We start from the raw sequence: 16,213 nt of genomic DNA on the forward strand, positions 1-16,213 counted from the left end.
ACGTCATGATGAAACGCCTGCCAATTATTGTTTTATTGACATTTACGTTGCCTGTTCTTTGTTGGGCACAAACCGACAGCGCGGCCAAAGCTGCAGCGGCAACAGCTAAATCTAACGCAGAAGTAGAAAAGAAAGCAGCGGAATGGGCAGCCGGATTGAAGTTAGCCGATGCGGGAAAAGAGAAAAGAGTAGCGGCGGCTGTTACCACGCATTTAAAGACCATTCGCGACTGGAACAATGAGCATCCTTTCACTACGGTACCTGCGGGGATAAATCCAGCTACTGGTAATAAGCTGTCTGAGATGGACCGCCAGATCATTGCCAATTCTGCCATGCCGGCTTCCGTACATAAAGACCTGATGGATATCTTAAATAAAGACCTTACGCCAGAACAGGTAGAGTATATCCTCGATCAGTATACCATTGGTAAAGTGGCCTTTACCATGAAGGGCTATAAGGCGATCGTTACTGACCTGAAACCGGAAGAGGAAGCTAAGATCCTGGAGTATCTAAAACAGGCCCGTGAGCAGGCGATCGATTATAAGAGTATCAAACAGGTATCTGCCATTTTTGAGATCTATAAAACAAAATGCGAGCAGTATTTGAACAGCAATGGCCGCAACTGGAAAGAATTGTTCAAAGCGTATGTGAATAAGGTGAAAGCTGAAAAGGCAGCGGCGGGAAAGAAATAATGGTTAACCAGACCTGTAAGGTTTGCCATCGGGTGTTGAGCAATCAGTGGGTTTAAGCGATCCTGACAGGTCTGGTCCCTGGTTAAGTTTGCATTACTTTAAACAAGACCTGTAAGGGGCGCATAAACAGGCAAATGCAAGCTCAAATGGCGCACTTTACAGGTCTTTCACATTTATTGATAATTGATGATCCCATATTTACCCGCATGAAAATCCCGGTAGGCGGTGGCAATCTCCTGTTGGGTGTTCATTACAAAAGGCCCGTACGAAACAATGGGTTCGGTGTATGGTTCCCCACCAAACAAAATAAGATCGGTGGCGGACTGGCCCATATTACTGATCTCGATTGCTGCCTGTTCGTTATCAAACAACAGAAAATCGCCCCCGGTGAATTCTTCATTATTCACTACAGCACCCTGTAAAGGAAGAAAGGCCGCATATTCCCAATCCTTATTGGTGTCGATGGTAAAATGACCGCCTGCGTTCAGGTGAAGATGATAGAGTAATTGTTTTGTATAACTTGGGATCTTTGACACCAGGTTTTCATATTCACCGGCAATTACTTTCAGCCAGCCTGCATTGGCTGGTAATATGTGTTTAGGCATGTCGCCAGCCTGCACCGGAAGATAATCAGGCCGGGTTGCCTTTTGACTGGCGGGTAAGTTGATCCAGAATTGCATGGCATGGGTTAACAGATCATTTGCTTCAACGTCTACATTTACCGCTTCATCATGTATAATGCCATTGCCGGCTTTCATCCATTGGGCGCCACCTGATCTTACTTTGGCGTGATGCCCGGCACTATCATGGTGATCAGCTTCCCCATTGATGATATAGGTAAGCGTGGCAATGCCCCTGTGCGGATGAGCACCTGTGCCATCAACTTCCTTAATGGGGGCATTGGGGGAGTGGCTGGCGGGCATCAGGTGGTCTAAAAAAACAAATGGGCCAACGGCATCTGCGTACCGGTTGGGTAAAATGCGATTGATCTTGTATTCGCCAATATCGGCCCGGTGGCCCTGCGAGGTAAAAATGATTTTCTTCTTCATTGTTGTGTATCCTTTTCAACACAAAATTGCAACCAGCGGGGCCCGCAAAACGATGATAAATGTCACAAAATAGTGGTGTAATAAGTCACAATAAAAGAGGTGTTATTTCTTTGCGGCATGACTACGCAGGCGGCTGAGCGTTTCCCGGCTGATGCCCAGGTAAGAAGCAATGAGGTGCTGGGGGAAGCGTTGCAGGAATTCAGGGTAGGTTTGAACCAGTTCGGCATATCGTTCTTCGGCCGACAGGCTAATGGAGGAAACTCTTCGTTGCGTGGCGATGGCGAAGTTATCGTCCATCTTTTTTGTCATTTCATTAATGGCTGGAATGGCGCTTAAACTGCCCAGGAAATCGGCTCTTGTAAGCGTTAATAGTTCACAATCTTCCCAGGCGTCGATATTGTAGCGGGAGGGGGTGAGCATGATATAACTTTCCCGGTCAGATACCCACCAGTTCTCAATAGACAACCTTAGGATATGTTCTACGCCTTTGTCGTCAACCCGGTATTGCCGCATGGCCCCTTTTACAATAAAGGCGGCATATTTGCATACTTCTCCTTCCTGCAAAAAGAACTGCCGCTTTTTTAATTTCTTAGGAACAAATACTTCTTTGATCACCTCCACCTCAGCGGCGGTGAGTGGGGTGGAGGAGTGTTCACTGATATATGTCAACAACGTTTCATGCATGGTTAACGGGTTGAAACAAATATAAATGATCTGTAGTATTTTGTGTGGCATGAAGATCATCATTATTGGCGCTACCTCGGGTATGGGCAGGGAACTGGCCCAACAATACCTGGCATTAGGCCATACGGTGGCCATTACCGGCAGGCGGGCTGAATTATTACTGGAATTGAAAACGCAATTCCCAGCCCTGTATACCGGCTGTTTTGATGTGCAGACTGATGATGCGGTGGACAGGTTGCAGCTGCTTATTACGCAAATGGGCGGTCTTGATCTGTTGATCTATAGTGCCGGTTATGGTGATCCTTCTACAGAATTGGTTCCGGCAATTGAAATAGATTCCACGGCCACCAATGTGATGGGTTTTGTAAAAATAGCTACCTATACTTTTAATTATTTTCTGCAACAAGGTCATGGCCAGCTGGCGGTGATCTCCTCTGTGGCGGCGCTAAGAGGCAATAGCTGGACGCCCGCCTATAGTGCCAGCAAGGCCTACGTTAGCAATTATGCGGAAGGACTGAACATAAAAGCCCGTAAGCTTAACACAAATATTGTGATAACGGATATTCGTCCGGGTTTTGTAAAAACCAAAATGGCCAAGGGGAACGGACAGTTCTGGGTGGCGCCGGTTGAGAAAGCGGCCCGGCAGATCAGGGCGGCCATTGACGCTAAGAAACGGGTGGCCTACGTTACAAAACGCTGGTGGTTGATTGCTTTTATTATGAAACGACTTCCTTATTGGTTATATAATAAGATCGGGTAAAGGATTGCCGTATTAATTACTCCCCGAATTTATTGGAGTCTTCGTGGAATCACTTGCTACAACCGGGTGATCCTGTTTCCACATGTATTTAAAGGACTCTCCACAGGCTTTGATGTAGGAATAGTAATCATAGTCTGTTTCAAAGCCCTGTATTGTTTCATAAGTGGGGCGGTATTCAACCATAAATGAATCCAGTGCCGGTGAGGTAAGCCCGGTAATACGCCTTACCAGCGCTTTGCTGAAGCGATGATCTACATATTTATCCTGCTCCTGTCGGATCAGAAAAGACCGGAAGCGGTCCAGTCTGGCCATCCTTTTTGCATTAAAGATGGCGTCAAAACTTACCCCTACACCAAAGCTGCTGGGAGTGCTTAGGTAATCTGGTGCAAAGTCGAAGATCTTTTTGTTTTCCTGGCGGTTGGCCAGAGAGTCCATATGGTAACTGGGCTGCTTCACGGTTACTGAAGGCAGCATATCAACCGATACAGGCAAACTGATATCCAGAGGCTGATCGGGTGTTAATCTGCTAACAAGAAATTTATCGGTAGCTTTTCCGAGGTAGGAAAAATATATAGAATCGTTGTTGGGTACTTTTATTGAATAATGCCCCAATGTATCAGTGATAGTGCCTATACCGGAAGTACTCAGCACGCTTACATTGGGTACACCATAACGGACCTGCTTATCATACACGGTACCTTTTATCACCACCTGGGCAACGGTTACCTGGCATAACAGAACTAAAAACAGCAATAAAATATTACTACGAAGGATCATTAATCGCATCATGCTCGCCTGATTTTAAAGGCATTAGTATCTGGTCGGGAGTTTTCCTGGGTGTGCCCTGTAAAAATAGAGATTTCCTGGAATAATAATACAAAACAAGACAAACCGGGTGCTTTTATAGACGAAACCAATTAAACAATTCCCTGTACTCCATCCTATATGCAATCCCTTGCCGCTGAAGCTTTATTAGTGCAATCGAATTCGTAGTTGGTGGCTTACATGCTGCTCGTTTTTTCCAAACCCCGTATTTAGTAGATATACATTTTTTTTAATAGGAATCATCCATTATACGCTTTGGTATTTTTTCGAATATGAAAAAATAGCGGATGAATGGGGTTATTAGAGTGATGAATTTCCGGTTTCAATATATAAATATTCGTCCCTTGGAAGGCCCAGTTCATCAAATGTTTGCTCAGGTAGGTACAATGCAACCCCACAGCCACTCCATTGCTTGGTAACTTTCACCAACACATAAAAGATTTGAATCTCATTTTTCGTCAATCAAAATCAGTCACCGAGGCATCAACAAATTGGTGTCTAAAACTCCAAAACCATAATTGCATGATGAGAATGCCCTACTATCGCTTGTCGGCGAAATTATTGATCTGCTCACTATTTACCCTGTTACTTGTAAACTGTAAGAAATCGGATAAGGTGACAACTCCACCCCCTGCCATTTCTTACAAGCAGAAAGTTATCTCCATTGCTGAGGACGTGGCTATGACTCCGGTGAAGCCCGATAGCACCGGCGGTCCTATTGCTGAATATACCATCAACCCATTGCTTCCGAAAGGGCTTTCTTTGAATACTGCAAATGGTGAAATAAGCGGTACGCCAAGTGATACACTGCTGCCTACAAAATTTGTAGTTACAGCAAGAGGTACTGGTGGTACTGCAAGCGATACCATCACCATGCTGGTAGGTACTGTTGGTTTTAATTATGGGCCAACAGGGGTATTCACTTTTGAAAAAGATTCAAAGGACCTGATCACTACGGCTATTGCGCCTATGGTACTGGCTGGTAACTTCAACCAGTATTTTTGTTCTCCTTCTCCGGATAGTCTGAATTTTAAAACAGGTCTTGTCTTCAATGCAAAAACGGGTCAAATTAGCGGTACACCTACCAAACTGACCAATACCTTAAATACTGAAATTCCCACACCGGTATCTTTTGTTATTACAGGTATTACCACCAACAATAAAGCCGCTTCAACAACCATCAGCATAATTGTTAATGATAAGAAGCCAGCATTTCTGTATACTTTCAACGGTACTTTCACTAAAGATCTCTCTATTGGATCTACGCTGAACCCGACTGTATTAACTACTTCCGGTTTAATTAAAAGATACCGGCTGGCGCCTGGCAGTCCTGCATTGCCTGCAGGGTTAACTCTCGACAGTACTTCTGGCTCAATAACAGGAACGCCTACTGCAGCGGCCAATGTAACGGTTGTTGTGCGAGGACTCAATACCGGTGGGTATCAGGACGTGAATGTGCGCATGGTGGTCAATGCTACCGCAATACCTTCCCAGGTAAGTTATATGATGTCATTATTTAATGGTAACCTTATAGACACGCTCTGTCCCCGGATCAACTCAGGTAATACCATTTACCTTACAAAATTGCCAACGGAGACTTTAGCCGGGGCCAACGTTTATTTGAATCCGTTAATAACTGCCGGTCAGGTGAGTGGTTATTCAGTTGCTGCGACACCATTTGTTACTGGTGAGTCGCTGAACATCAATTCAACTTCTGGTGTTATTTCAGGAACGCCTCCCGGGAATTTTAGTGGTGGCGCAACTCCTTCTCATACTGTTACGCTTACCAATCCTGCCGGCATTGCATATAATGGCTCATTTACTATGAATATAGTGGCTAATGATCCTTTCTTCACATACAATTCAACCGGTAAGGGCACAAACGCAACCAATAACTATTTGTTTGTACAAAACCAGCCGGTGAATGTTGCCAGTAGTCCTTATCCTGGGTATACATCAGCCGAATTGTCGCCTGTGAACGGTGCCGGGGTTGTAAGCTATTCAGTTATTGCGCTGAACCCTGACAGAAATCCATTTGCTCCAGGCACCGGTTTAACACTCAATACAACTACCGGTGTTATCAGTGGCACTCCCACAATAAATACATACAATTTTAACTCTCATGCTTTTTATGATTGTGTTGTAGTAGGGAAAAAAGCCGATGGCAGCTTTACCCTGTATAAATTAAGGATCAAAATTTATAGAACGCTTGCTGAATGGAGCCTTTTATAAAAATCTGAATATTCCAATACCTGTGATGCCTGCTTATGGGCAGATCGAACCCTTAGCATTTTTTTGATTGAGACTATAGATTACAAAGGGGTCCCGATTCCTCGGGACTCCATTTCTAAAAAAAACAATTCAATGAAATATACCTTCCCGAAAACAATAGGCACTTTTCTATTAGCAGTTGGTTTGTTTAGTTGTAAAAAGGACAAGGATGGAGGCGCAGCTTCCTTCCAGTCCATTACTTTTAAATTTGGTGCAGACTCAACTGCCATTACCATCGATAACGCGGTGCAGGAAATAAAGCACATGCCCCGTGGCATTGATGTAACAAAACTGGCCGCTGCAGCGGTGCTGCCTGCCGGTTACAGCATCAGCCCCGATCCTTCAACTGCTACAGACTACACCAAAGGAGTAACTTATACTGTTAAGACCGGCGAGGGTAAAACCTATACCGTACAAATAACTGTGCCCGTTTATGATCCGGTAAACAATCCCTATGGTATTTATAATGCCAAACAGTTGAGCAACGTCCGTAATGGCCTCAACGAAAGCTACATGCTGATGAACGATATCCAGCTGCCTGCGCTCAATGCAGCTGGATCATCAAGCACCGGTATCAGCGACTATGAGGATTATGGCTGGTATTCTATAGGCACAAAGTATGTTGATGGTGGCCCTGTGGTATTCAGGGGTTCACTCGATGGACAAAATCACGTAATAAAAGGTTTAACCTGCCTTTTCCGCGACAATACCCAGCCAACCGGTATCGATGCTGGCCACAGATACAAAAGTAATAGCGGCCTGTTTGGTTATGCGGTCAAAGCCACCTTTAAAAACATCGGGATTCAACTGGCTGCCACCGGTATAGTTGAAAGATCCGCTGATGGAAGCAATGGATTGGGCTATATAGGCAGCCTGGCCGGATTTACAGATTCCTGCACCTTTACCAATTGTTATGTAAACGGTAATAATACGGTTGTAACTGGTAGTCAATATACCGGTGGCCTTATAGGATCGGCTCAAAATGCAACCGTTAGTAAATGCTACGCGAACATCACTGCACCTGCAGGTAGTTATGCGGTTTCAGCTAATGATGCAGGTGGTTTAATTGGTACTGCCTATAATAGTGAGATCGCTGATTCCTATGCTGCCTGTTCAATACTTGGTACTGTAAATGTGGGGGGGCTGGTCGGGGCTGTAAATTCCTGTACTGTAAAAACCAGTTATGCATCAGGTAATGTAGTAGAATTACCTTTTAATACCACCAGTAGCCTGACGGCACCCAATAGTATGGGCGGTTTGGTTGGTACTTTGTCTTCAATTCCAACTATTGCTTGCAAAATTCAGAATTGTTATGCTACCGGGGCCGTAACAGGCGCCAATGGCACCAATTCAGATTTTCATAAAGGTACCCGCATTGGCGGGCTGGTGGGGCAAATAGCTACTTCTGCCAACATAGTATTGGTTACCAACTGTTATGTATGCGGTGTTGTATCGCGTGTACACACAAGTGCCACTGCGCCATTCCTTATTGGTGCACTGGTAGGCACCACACCGAATGGTATTTTTATTACCAGTGGTACCTGTACCAATTATTGGGATAAAACAACCACGGGTCAAACCAACCTGGGTGGCGGTAATGGAAATTTTGCCTTTGACAATGCCTTTACCACCAATGGAAAAACAACCCAGGAAATGAAAGCGGCTGCAACTTATGCTAACTGGGATTTTTCATCTGTATGGAGTGTGGCTTCCGGCACCAATAACGGCTATCCGTATCTGCGTTCGAAATAAATATAAACAACAAAAACTACAGGACTGAACATTTCCTGAACGGTTTTCATTAAGGATGAATTTGTAAGCGAGTTATGAAGAAAATTCTTGTTCCCCTATCCCTGGCAGCCCTGGTGTCAGGTGTGCTCCCTGCCCGTTCTCATGGGCAAACGCAGGGAGCCCGGCAAACAGCGCCCAAAAAGTCAGACACTGTTGTAATCCCCCCTTCACAACGTTTGAAAAACTGGAGCGACAGCAGCACCGCCCAAACCCTGGGTGATGTGGTTGTGGTGGCTTATGGTACACAAAAGAAAGCATCTTTAACAGGCGCCGTTGCACAAATAAGCGATAGTCAGTTTGCAAAACGGCCTATCACCAATATTCTTGATGGTCTCACAGCCATTGGGCCCGGTTTGCAAAGCACACTGAGCAGTGGTCAACCGGGAAGTACTTCCAATCTCCGCGTAAGGGGGTTTGGGTCTATTTCTGCCGGGAGTTCCCCGCTGATGGTGGTTGATGGAATGGTGTATGATGGCGATCCCAGTGGTATCAACCCCGCCGATGTTGCTACAATGTCGTTGTTGATGGATGCCGCTTCTACTGCTTTATACGGTTCACGTGGCAGTAATGGCGTCATCGTGATCACCACCAAAAAAGGAAGCAGAGGTAAAAAAACAGCCGTTCAGTTCAAAATGAACCAGGGGGTGAATGTGCGGATGCTGCCTGAATACGCTCAGGTGAATGCGTATGAATATTATCCGTTGATGTGGGAGTATTACCGCAATGGCCTGGTCAGCAGTCAGGGCGGGTATTTGGCCAATAAATATGCAACGGAAGGGATCAAAGAGAATCTGGGTTATAACCCTTTCAATGTGCCCGATGATGAGATTGTAGATATAAATGGAAAGCTGAACCCCAATGCAAAATTGTTGTATGCCGATGACCTGGACTGGGAAAAGGCGGGCACGCGCAAAGGGTTCCGCCAGGATTATACCATGTCTTTCAATGGCGGAAATGAGAATGCAGATTATTACGCATCGGTGGGTTATATAACCGACAAGGGTTATACCCCCACAGCCGATTTCAAACGCTGGAATGGAAGAGTGAATGCCAATGCCCGTCTGAACTCTTTTATAAAAGCCGGTGTGAATGTATACGGCTCAACTACCAATACCAATCAAACCCCGGCGTATGGGTCCGGTTATATAGTTAACCCTTTTTATTTTTCGCGAACTGTGGGGCCCATCTATCCGGTTCATGCGCATGATCCTAATGGGGCTTATGTGCTCGATAAAAATGGCCAGCACATTTATGATGATGGTATTCATACCAATGGTAACCGGCCTTTTTCACCGGGCCGTAATGCACTGGCCGAAGGGGAATTAAATGTGAATTACCTCACTGGCATAGCTATGGGCGCCCGTACCTATGTTGATGCAACACTGGCAAAAGGCCTCAAATTGACCACCAACCTGGGGCTTGATCAGGAAACAACAGAATCCTACAGTTATCTGAACCCAACCATTGGTGACGGTTCACCAGCGGGATCGTTATCGAGAGGCAATGCACGCATGAAGAGTTATTCGTTCAATCAGCTTTTGAATTATAATAAATCCTGGGATGGACATAGTATAGAAGCGATGATCGGTCACGAAAACAGTAGCCGTGAAACCATCAGTTCCAACATAACGGTAAGGAACCAGATTGCTCCGGGAAATAAACTGGAACTGGAAAACTATACTACCGTTACAGAAGCTCCCACTTCCAGTACAGTTGAAAAACGTATTGAAGGGTATCTGTCAAGAATAAACTACGATTATAGCAATATCTATTATTTGTCGGCTTCGCTTCGAAGAGATGGAAACTCTCTTTTTGCAGCAAGTAAACGGTGGTATAATTTCGGAACGGTATCGGGCGCCTGGCGCATCAGCAAGGAAGATTTTTTCCATTCTTCCTTTGTAAACGACCTGAAGCTGAAAGCTTCTTATGGCTCGGTGGGTAACGATAATGTAGGTACTTATGTTTACCAGAGTGGTTATATGGTCAATAACAATGCCCAGGAGCCTGGTTACATTTATGGCCTTATTGCCAATAAAGATCTTACCTGGGAATCGAACCGTAGCATGAATATCGGGGTTGAATTCTCGCTTTTTAAAGGAAGGATCTCGGGAAATATTGATGTATACAACAGAATTACTTCAGGACTTATATTCAATGTGCCCCAACCATTATCGGGTGGGGGTACCCCCAGCGGCGCTTTCAGCATCTGGATGAACGTTGGTAACTTATATAACCGTGGTGTTGAACTCACCTTAAATACAGAGGTTATTAAAGGCAGAAACTTCAACTGGGACTTTACGCTTAACGCAATGACGGTAAAGAATAAGATCACCTCAATGCCCGAATCGATCAAGGAAATTATTTCCGGTACTAAAAAACTGGAAGTAGGGCATTCTATTTACGACTTCTATCTCTATTCCTGGAAAGGGGTAGATCCCGCCAATGGAGATGCTTTATATGAGCTGGATGATAAGATTGCCTATGAGGATAATGCACCTTATGACGATCCTGATAAAACTATCAAGGGCGTACGTTATACCACAGCCTCAGCGAGAGCGAAGCGTGACTATCAGGGTTCAGCCATCCCTGATCTGCAGGGAAGCTTTCGCAGCGATATGCGTTATAAGAATTTTTCGCTCAACCTGGTGTGCACTTACCAGATCGGTGGCAAAACATACGATGGCGTTTATGCCAGTATGATGACGCCCTCTTTTGGTAATTCACTATCTAAGGATATCCTGAAACGCTGGCAGGCTACAGGCGATCAAACGGATGTTCCGCGTATGGACTATTTGAAAGGTGCCGGTTTTGCCGGTTCTTCAAACAGATGGCTGGTAAGCGCCACCTCGCTTACGGTGAATAGCATCAACCTGGGATACGACTTCAATCGCGCAGCTTTACAGCGCCTTCATTTATCAGGATTGCAAACCTACCTGAGTGTAGAAAATGCGTATCAGTTCTCGGCCCGCAAAGGCATGAATGTTCTACAGACGTTCAGCGGAACAACCGGAGATGTATACCTCCCCAGACGAGTTTATTCATTAGGTGTAATTGCAAATTTATAATACAGACATGCGACTTAATAAAACTTTTCTCTTTATAGCGGTGTTCGGTTTGCTGGCGTCTTGTAGCAAATCATATCTGGAAACAAAGGCTACAGACCGTATACCTGAAGATGAGGCGTTGACCACTACTGCAGGATGTTGGAAGTTGTTGAACGGTGTACACCGGATCATGTATTCAAGCCAGTTAGGCCGTCAGGACCTGGTAGGACAGGGCTCCAATATGATGTTTATGGATGTTATGGGTGATGATATTACCATTTCCTCTACCACCGACTGGTTCATATATCCCTATTTATGGTTGAGCTCGCACCGGAATCAGACTTCCGCCCTGGTGTATTTCAATTATAATTTCTATTACGAGATCATCAATAACATAAACCTGTTGATCGATCACGTAAATGATGCCAGGGGTAGTGATGAAGATAAAAAAGCCATCCTGGGCCAGGCGTATGCATACCGGGGCTGGGCCTATTTTCAAATGATACAATTGTTCGGGGAGCGATATGATGCCGCTGGTGATAACGACGGTCCCGGACTTAGAATAACGCTGCATTCGCAGGAGAAAGCCACTCCCCGCGCCAGTGTACGGGTGGTATATGACCAGATCAATGCCGATCTCGACAAGGCCATTGATCTGTTAGGCGGTTACACCCGAACTAATAAGTCGCACCTCGATAAAAGCGTGGCGCAGGGATTGAAAGCAAGAGTGGCCCTTACCCAGCAGGACTATCAGGTGGCGCTTGACATGGCAAAAGCGGCGCGTACCGGTTATACCCTTATGGATTCGGTTACCTACATGAGCGGGTTCAATGATTACAATACCCCTGAATGGATGTGGGGAATGCACCAGCAGGAAAATCAAACCACCTACTTCGCTTCCTTCTTTGCCTATATGTCGTGCAATTTCCCGGCGCAGAATATTCAGACCTCGCCAAGGACCATCGTGGATACCTTGTACTATCTGATCCCATCAACCGATGTTCGCTGGCAGTTATGGGATTCTACCGGTACCAACCATTCATTTCCGGTTCCACTGGATGCTGACGGAAAAGAAATTGGGGCCCGGGTGAAATTTATGCAACGGAAATTTAAAGTAAAAGACCCGGCCATGAGTATTGGCGATGTACCGGTGATGCGGGCGGCTGAAATGTATTTAATAGAAGCAGAGGCAAATTTTTATTTACACAATGATGCTGCTGCTCAGCAAGTATTGTACGAACTGGTAAAGAAAAGGGACCCGGCTTATAAGATAACTACAAAAAACAGGGATGCATTAGAGTATGAAATTTTTGTTCAGCGCAGAATAGAGTTGTGGGGCGAAGGGTTCCGGTTCTATGACCTGAAACGGCTGGATATACCATTAGACCGGTCCAGGCATGATAGGGCCTGGTCATCATACCTAAAGAGGACTGGAAAACCCAGTATAGATGAGCGATGGCAGTTCCTGATCCCGCAGGCGGAGATCGATGCTACGCATGGTGTTGTAAAACAAAATCCTTTATAAAGAACTTAAAAACTACATACTGTTATGAAACAAAGAATTTGGAGTCTGTCACAATTCCTGGTAGTAATACTACTGATGACAGGTTTGCTTATACAATCCTGCTCTAAAAAAGTAGGCGATTCGAATCCGGTTGATGACACGCCTGTAGAAACAGAGACCATGAGGTTAATTCCTGACAGTATGCTCAGGGTGTATTTGAAGGCAAACATTTGTCCCAATGCGTTTGATAAAACCGGAAAACTGATCGATATCACCAGTCCCGAAGTGAAGAATTTTGCCGGCACTATGACAATTGACACCCTCACTTGTCCCAACCCGTTTGTTCACTCCCTGAAAGGCATCGAGTACTTCTCGAAAATGAGCAAACTGATCGTAAAGAACTGCCCGGTAGATTCAGTAAATCTGAGAGCTACGATGGCGCTCGATACCATCAAATTGCTGACCAATAAAGATCTGCAGTATGTAAATGTGAAAGGTTGCACCAGTATGCGTTTTTTAAGAGCGGCTGCCATTCCGATTACTACGCTCGATCTGTCGAACCTGACGGCGCTGAACTATGTTAATTTAATCTCCCTGACCCGCCTGAGTACGCTGAAAACAGATAACGATGCCAATCTGCGGCACCTGATGACCTTTGGGATGTCATCCTTAAAAACAGTGAACGTATCTACCAATACAGAGTTGCGCAGGTTGTACCTCGAAGAATGTAAGGTGGTGAATACACTGGATATAACCAAGAACCGTAAGTTGGATCAACTGGTTGCCACGTATTGCGCCCCGCTGAAAAGCGTTGATCTGTCAAAAAGCGATAGCCTCAGGATCATTTCATTGGAGGGCTGTGGCGTGGATACGGTCGATTTCAGTCACAATCCCGAACTACTTTCTGTAGTGCTGATGTGGACCCCCGTGCGCAATCTCGACATGAATGCCAATCCGAAATTACGGTTACTCTGGCTCGATGGTACTACCCAGCTTAAAACATTAGATATACGTACACAAACGAATTGGGATTATTATTTCTATACTTCGAAAGCGCTTAACTACATGTCAGATGATGACGCATACATGGTATACCAACAGGGTCGAATTTCACCGATACGCACAGATGTTTATAATACGGAAGCAAAGGCCAGCCGAAAAGATTTAGGCGATGCCGAGAATTTATACGCAGGCTTGCGTGTGCCCCAGTACCTGGATGCCAACGGACTTACCCTTAAACAAATAAAGATCAATGTTGCGGCAAAAAATAATTATTCGCTGGTAATGTCCAGAAGAACGGGCGGTCTGGTAACACCACCACAGGTCACCGTGTATGCGGCCGATAAGACCACCGTAGATTGTAACGATTATGACCCCCTAACTTTCAAGTGTAACTAGAAACCGTAAGTATGTTCAGTAAAGTAAAAAAAATACCGGTATTTTCTTTTTGTCTCGGCCTGGTTTTACTAGGGGCCATGACAGGGTGCAATAAAGACCCTGAATATATTCCTGTTCATGATAAGAGCACTGTTATTTTTGACTTCTGGTTAGAGAAAACAACCAGCAACCCGAAGTTGAACAGGCCCTACCAGGGAATGCTGCTGGGCGATACCGCAATAAGATTGATGGTTGACTATGGCACCGATATTACTGCCCTGGAACCCACTATTACTGCTTATTCCGATAGCGTTGAGCCAAAGGGTAAACAGAATTTTACCAATCCGGTCAGATATACCGTAACGAGTAACGGCAAAACTGCTGCCTACACCGTGCGGATCACGGTGAATCCCATACAATCCCCCATAGTAAAATCCATTGCGGGTGGCTACAGTCAGGTATTGGCCCTGAAGAACGATGGTACTTTATGGGTTTGTGGTAGCAATGCACATGCCCAATTGGGTGTAGGCGATTACAGCAGCCGTAACAGGCTTACACAGGTTCCAATTTACGATGTTGACCAGATCTTTACCGGGGATGCGGCCAGCATTATCAAACTGAAAGATGGTACCGCCTGGGGCTCAGGGAACCAATTTGGTCAACTGGGTCTGGGGCACATTAACAGTGTGGTAACCTTTAAGCGGGTCCCGTTCCTGGATGATGCAACACAGATCGCTATCACTTTCAACGAAGTGTTTGCACTGAAAGGAGATGGTACCGTTTGGGGCGCTGGCAGAAATTATACCCAGGCACTGGCGCAGGGCGATAATGAGCTGCGGGCAACATTTGTAAAGGTCCCCGTCAGCAATGTAAAACAAATTATTGGCTGTGGCGATGATCTCCTGGTTCAAAAAAACAATGGTGAAGTATGGGGTTGGGGACTCAATTTCAATGGTGAGCTGGGGCTTGCCGACAAAACAAGACGAACCACTCCGGTTTTATTACGCACGCCTTCAGCAGGGGTTGCAAAAATATTTACCAGTGGGTCCACTACCTTTTTGTTAGATAATAATGGCAAGGTTTGGGGAACAGGTGCCAATGGCCGTGGTCATTTGGGGATGAGTGATTTTAAGAATCGCGATACATTTGCCCGGATTTCCTTTTTCGATACAAAAGCAATTGATGTTATCGTCCCTCATACCGGGGCTACCTTTTTTAAAGAAACAAACGGTACGATTTGGTCTGCTGGCGATAACGTATATGGGCTCATGGGCAAAGGCACCACCTCTATTGTTTCCGATAGCACTCCCATAAAATTAAACGGTTTTACTGCCACCACCCTTACAGGAACCGGTGGCGCCTCGTATGCCCTGAAAGGGGATGGTACTTTATGGGGCTGGGGAGCCAATGCTGCAGGAACGTTGGGTACCGGCCTCGATACCACCTATATTTCTTCTCCTATTCAAATAAAATAAGTTTTCAAAAAAATAAATATGCGTAAAAAGATCTTTGCAATGCTGGGTATTTCTACAGCATTGCTGTGTGGAAACCAGGTAAATGCACAATGGCATGTGGGCATTGAAACAGGTGTTAACCGGAATTATCTTACAACCAATACTTCCGACAAACCTTTTTTTGAATACCAACCATCATATGGTTATTCTGGCGGTGTGGCTATTCGTTATGAATTTCCCAAGCTCTCCTGGTTCGGCGGTATTCAGGCGGTACCGACCTTTGTTCAGAAAAATTACCGCATCCAGCGCACCGGTTTTTATTCTGATATGTACCAGCAAACCACCAACAATTTCGTGGAACTACCGGTGATGGCGCAATTCCGGTTTGGCGGGCATTTTAAAAAAGAGCAAAGCCTGTACGGTATACTTAACGTTGGGGGGTATGGTGAGTACTGGGTGAGTGGTCACGTGAAAGGACGTACGCTGTCGCCCATGGACCTGGAAAATTACCTGCCTTTTGATGAACCCTATACATTCAATTCCACCAAAGACAGACGTTTTCAATGGGGTGGACTGGCCGGCGTTGGGGTGCAGTATTCGCCCAATAAAAAATATGTGTTTTCACTGGAAGGCAGATACACACCTTCTTTTTCCGATATGCAAAAAGCATATTCCGAAAACCAGACACCCCGGTATAATGATACCTACAGCCTGTTGCTGAGCGTTCAGTGTCAATTGCCGGTATTAAAACATAACAAGTAA

The 16,213-nt window shown here is 45.3% G+C and carries 12 protein-coding genes; 9 read left to right on the top strand and 3 right to left on the bottom strand.

Annotated elements, in window-relative coordinates; translation table 11 throughout:
* The first annotated feature begins 5 nt into the window (after positions 1–5).
* Positions 6–692 (top strand): DUF3826 domain-containing protein, encoded by a 687-nt coding sequence (locus tag J7I42_RS26735; protein ID WP_209141957.1) that lies wholly within the window; start codon positions 6–8, stop codon positions 690–692.
* A gap of 173 nt (positions 693–865) precedes the next feature.
* Here the strand turns inward: J7I42_RS26735 and J7I42_RS26740 are convergent, their stop codons facing one another.
* Both J7I42_RS26740 and J7I42_RS26745 read right to left on the bottom strand, forming a co-directional pair.
* Positions 866–1,741 (bottom strand): pirin family protein, encoded by an 876-nt coding sequence (locus J7I42_RS26740; RefSeq protein ID WP_209141958.1) that lies wholly within the window; start codon positions 1,739–1,741, stop codon positions 866–868.
* A gap of 102 nt (positions 1,742–1,843) precedes the next feature.
* Positions 1,844–2,425: a Crp/Fnr family transcriptional regulator gene (locus J7I42_RS26745; protein ID WP_209141959.1), complete on the bottom strand. Its 582-nt coding sequence runs from the start codon at positions 2,423–2,425 to the stop codon at positions 1,844–1,846.
* Positions 2,426–2,450: 25 nt separating this feature from the next.
* On the opposite strand from J7I42_RS26745, the gene J7I42_RS26750 reads away from it, so the two are divergent.
* Positions 2,451–3,185, top strand: a complete 735-nt coding sequence (locus J7I42_RS26750) for an SDR family NAD(P)-dependent oxidoreductase (protein ID WP_209141961.1) — start codon at positions 2,451–2,453, stop codon at positions 3,183–3,185.
* Between the two features lie 12 nt (positions 3,186–3,197).
* On the opposite strand, the gene J7I42_RS26755 is transcribed toward J7I42_RS26750, so the two are convergent.
* Positions 3,198–3,974 (bottom strand): hypothetical protein, encoded by a 777-nt coding sequence (locus tag J7I42_RS26755; RefSeq protein ID WP_209141963.1) that lies wholly within the window; start codon positions 3,972–3,974, stop codon positions 3,198–3,200.
* Positions 3,975–4,532: 558 nt separating this feature from the next.
* On the opposite strand from J7I42_RS26755, the gene J7I42_RS26760 reads away from it, so the two are divergent.
* The 7 genes from J7I42_RS26760 (at position 4,533) to J7I42_RS26790 (ending at position 16,213) form a co-directional block, all read left to right on the top strand.
* Positions 4,533–6,242 carry a putative Ig domain-containing protein gene (locus J7I42_RS26760; RefSeq protein ID WP_209141965.1) on the top strand — a complete coding sequence of 570 codons (1,710 nt, stop codon included), beginning with the start codon at positions 4,533–4,535 and terminating at the stop codon, positions 6,240–6,242.
* A gap of 132 nt (positions 6,243–6,374) precedes the next feature.
* On the top strand, positions 6,375–8,033 hold the full coding sequence (locus J7I42_RS26765) for a DUF5018 domain-containing protein (RefSeq protein ID WP_209141967.1): 1,659 nt from the start codon (positions 6,375–6,377) through the stop codon (positions 8,031–8,033).
* A 74-nt stretch (positions 8,034–8,107) separates the two neighbouring features.
* Positions 8,108–11,137: a SusC/RagA family TonB-linked outer membrane protein gene (locus tag J7I42_RS26770; protein ID WP_209141970.1), complete on the top strand. Its 3,030-nt coding sequence runs from the start codon at positions 8,108–8,110 to the stop codon at positions 11,135–11,137.
* 7 nt (positions 11,138–11,144) lie between these two features.
* Positions 11,145–12,641 carry a RagB/SusD family nutrient uptake outer membrane protein gene (locus J7I42_RS26775; RefSeq protein ID WP_209141972.1) on the top strand — a complete coding sequence of 499 codons (1,497 nt, stop codon included), beginning with the start codon at positions 11,145–11,147 and terminating at the stop codon, positions 12,639–12,641.
* A 24-nt stretch (positions 12,642–12,665) separates the two neighbouring features.
* Positions 12,666–14,018, top strand: coding sequence for a hypothetical protein (locus tag J7I42_RS26780; RefSeq protein WP_209141974.1), 1,353 nt, complete (start codon positions 12,666–12,668; stop codon positions 14,016–14,018).
* A 77-nt stretch (positions 14,019–14,095) separates the two neighbouring features.
* Positions 14,096–15,472, top strand: a complete 1,377-nt coding sequence (locus J7I42_RS26785) for an RCC1 domain-containing protein (RefSeq protein WP_209141976.1) — start codon at positions 14,096–14,098, stop codon at positions 15,470–15,472.
* Positions 15,473–15,490: 18 nt separating this feature from the next.
* Entirely contained in the window at positions 15,491–16,213 is a 723-nt protein-coding gene (locus J7I42_RS26790; protein ID WP_209141978.1) for a porin family protein, read from the top strand.

It is taken from the genome of Niastella soli, assembly GCF_017742245.1.
Lineage (GTDB): Bacteria > Bacteroidota > Bacteroidia > Chitinophagales > Chitinophagaceae > Niastella > Niastella soli.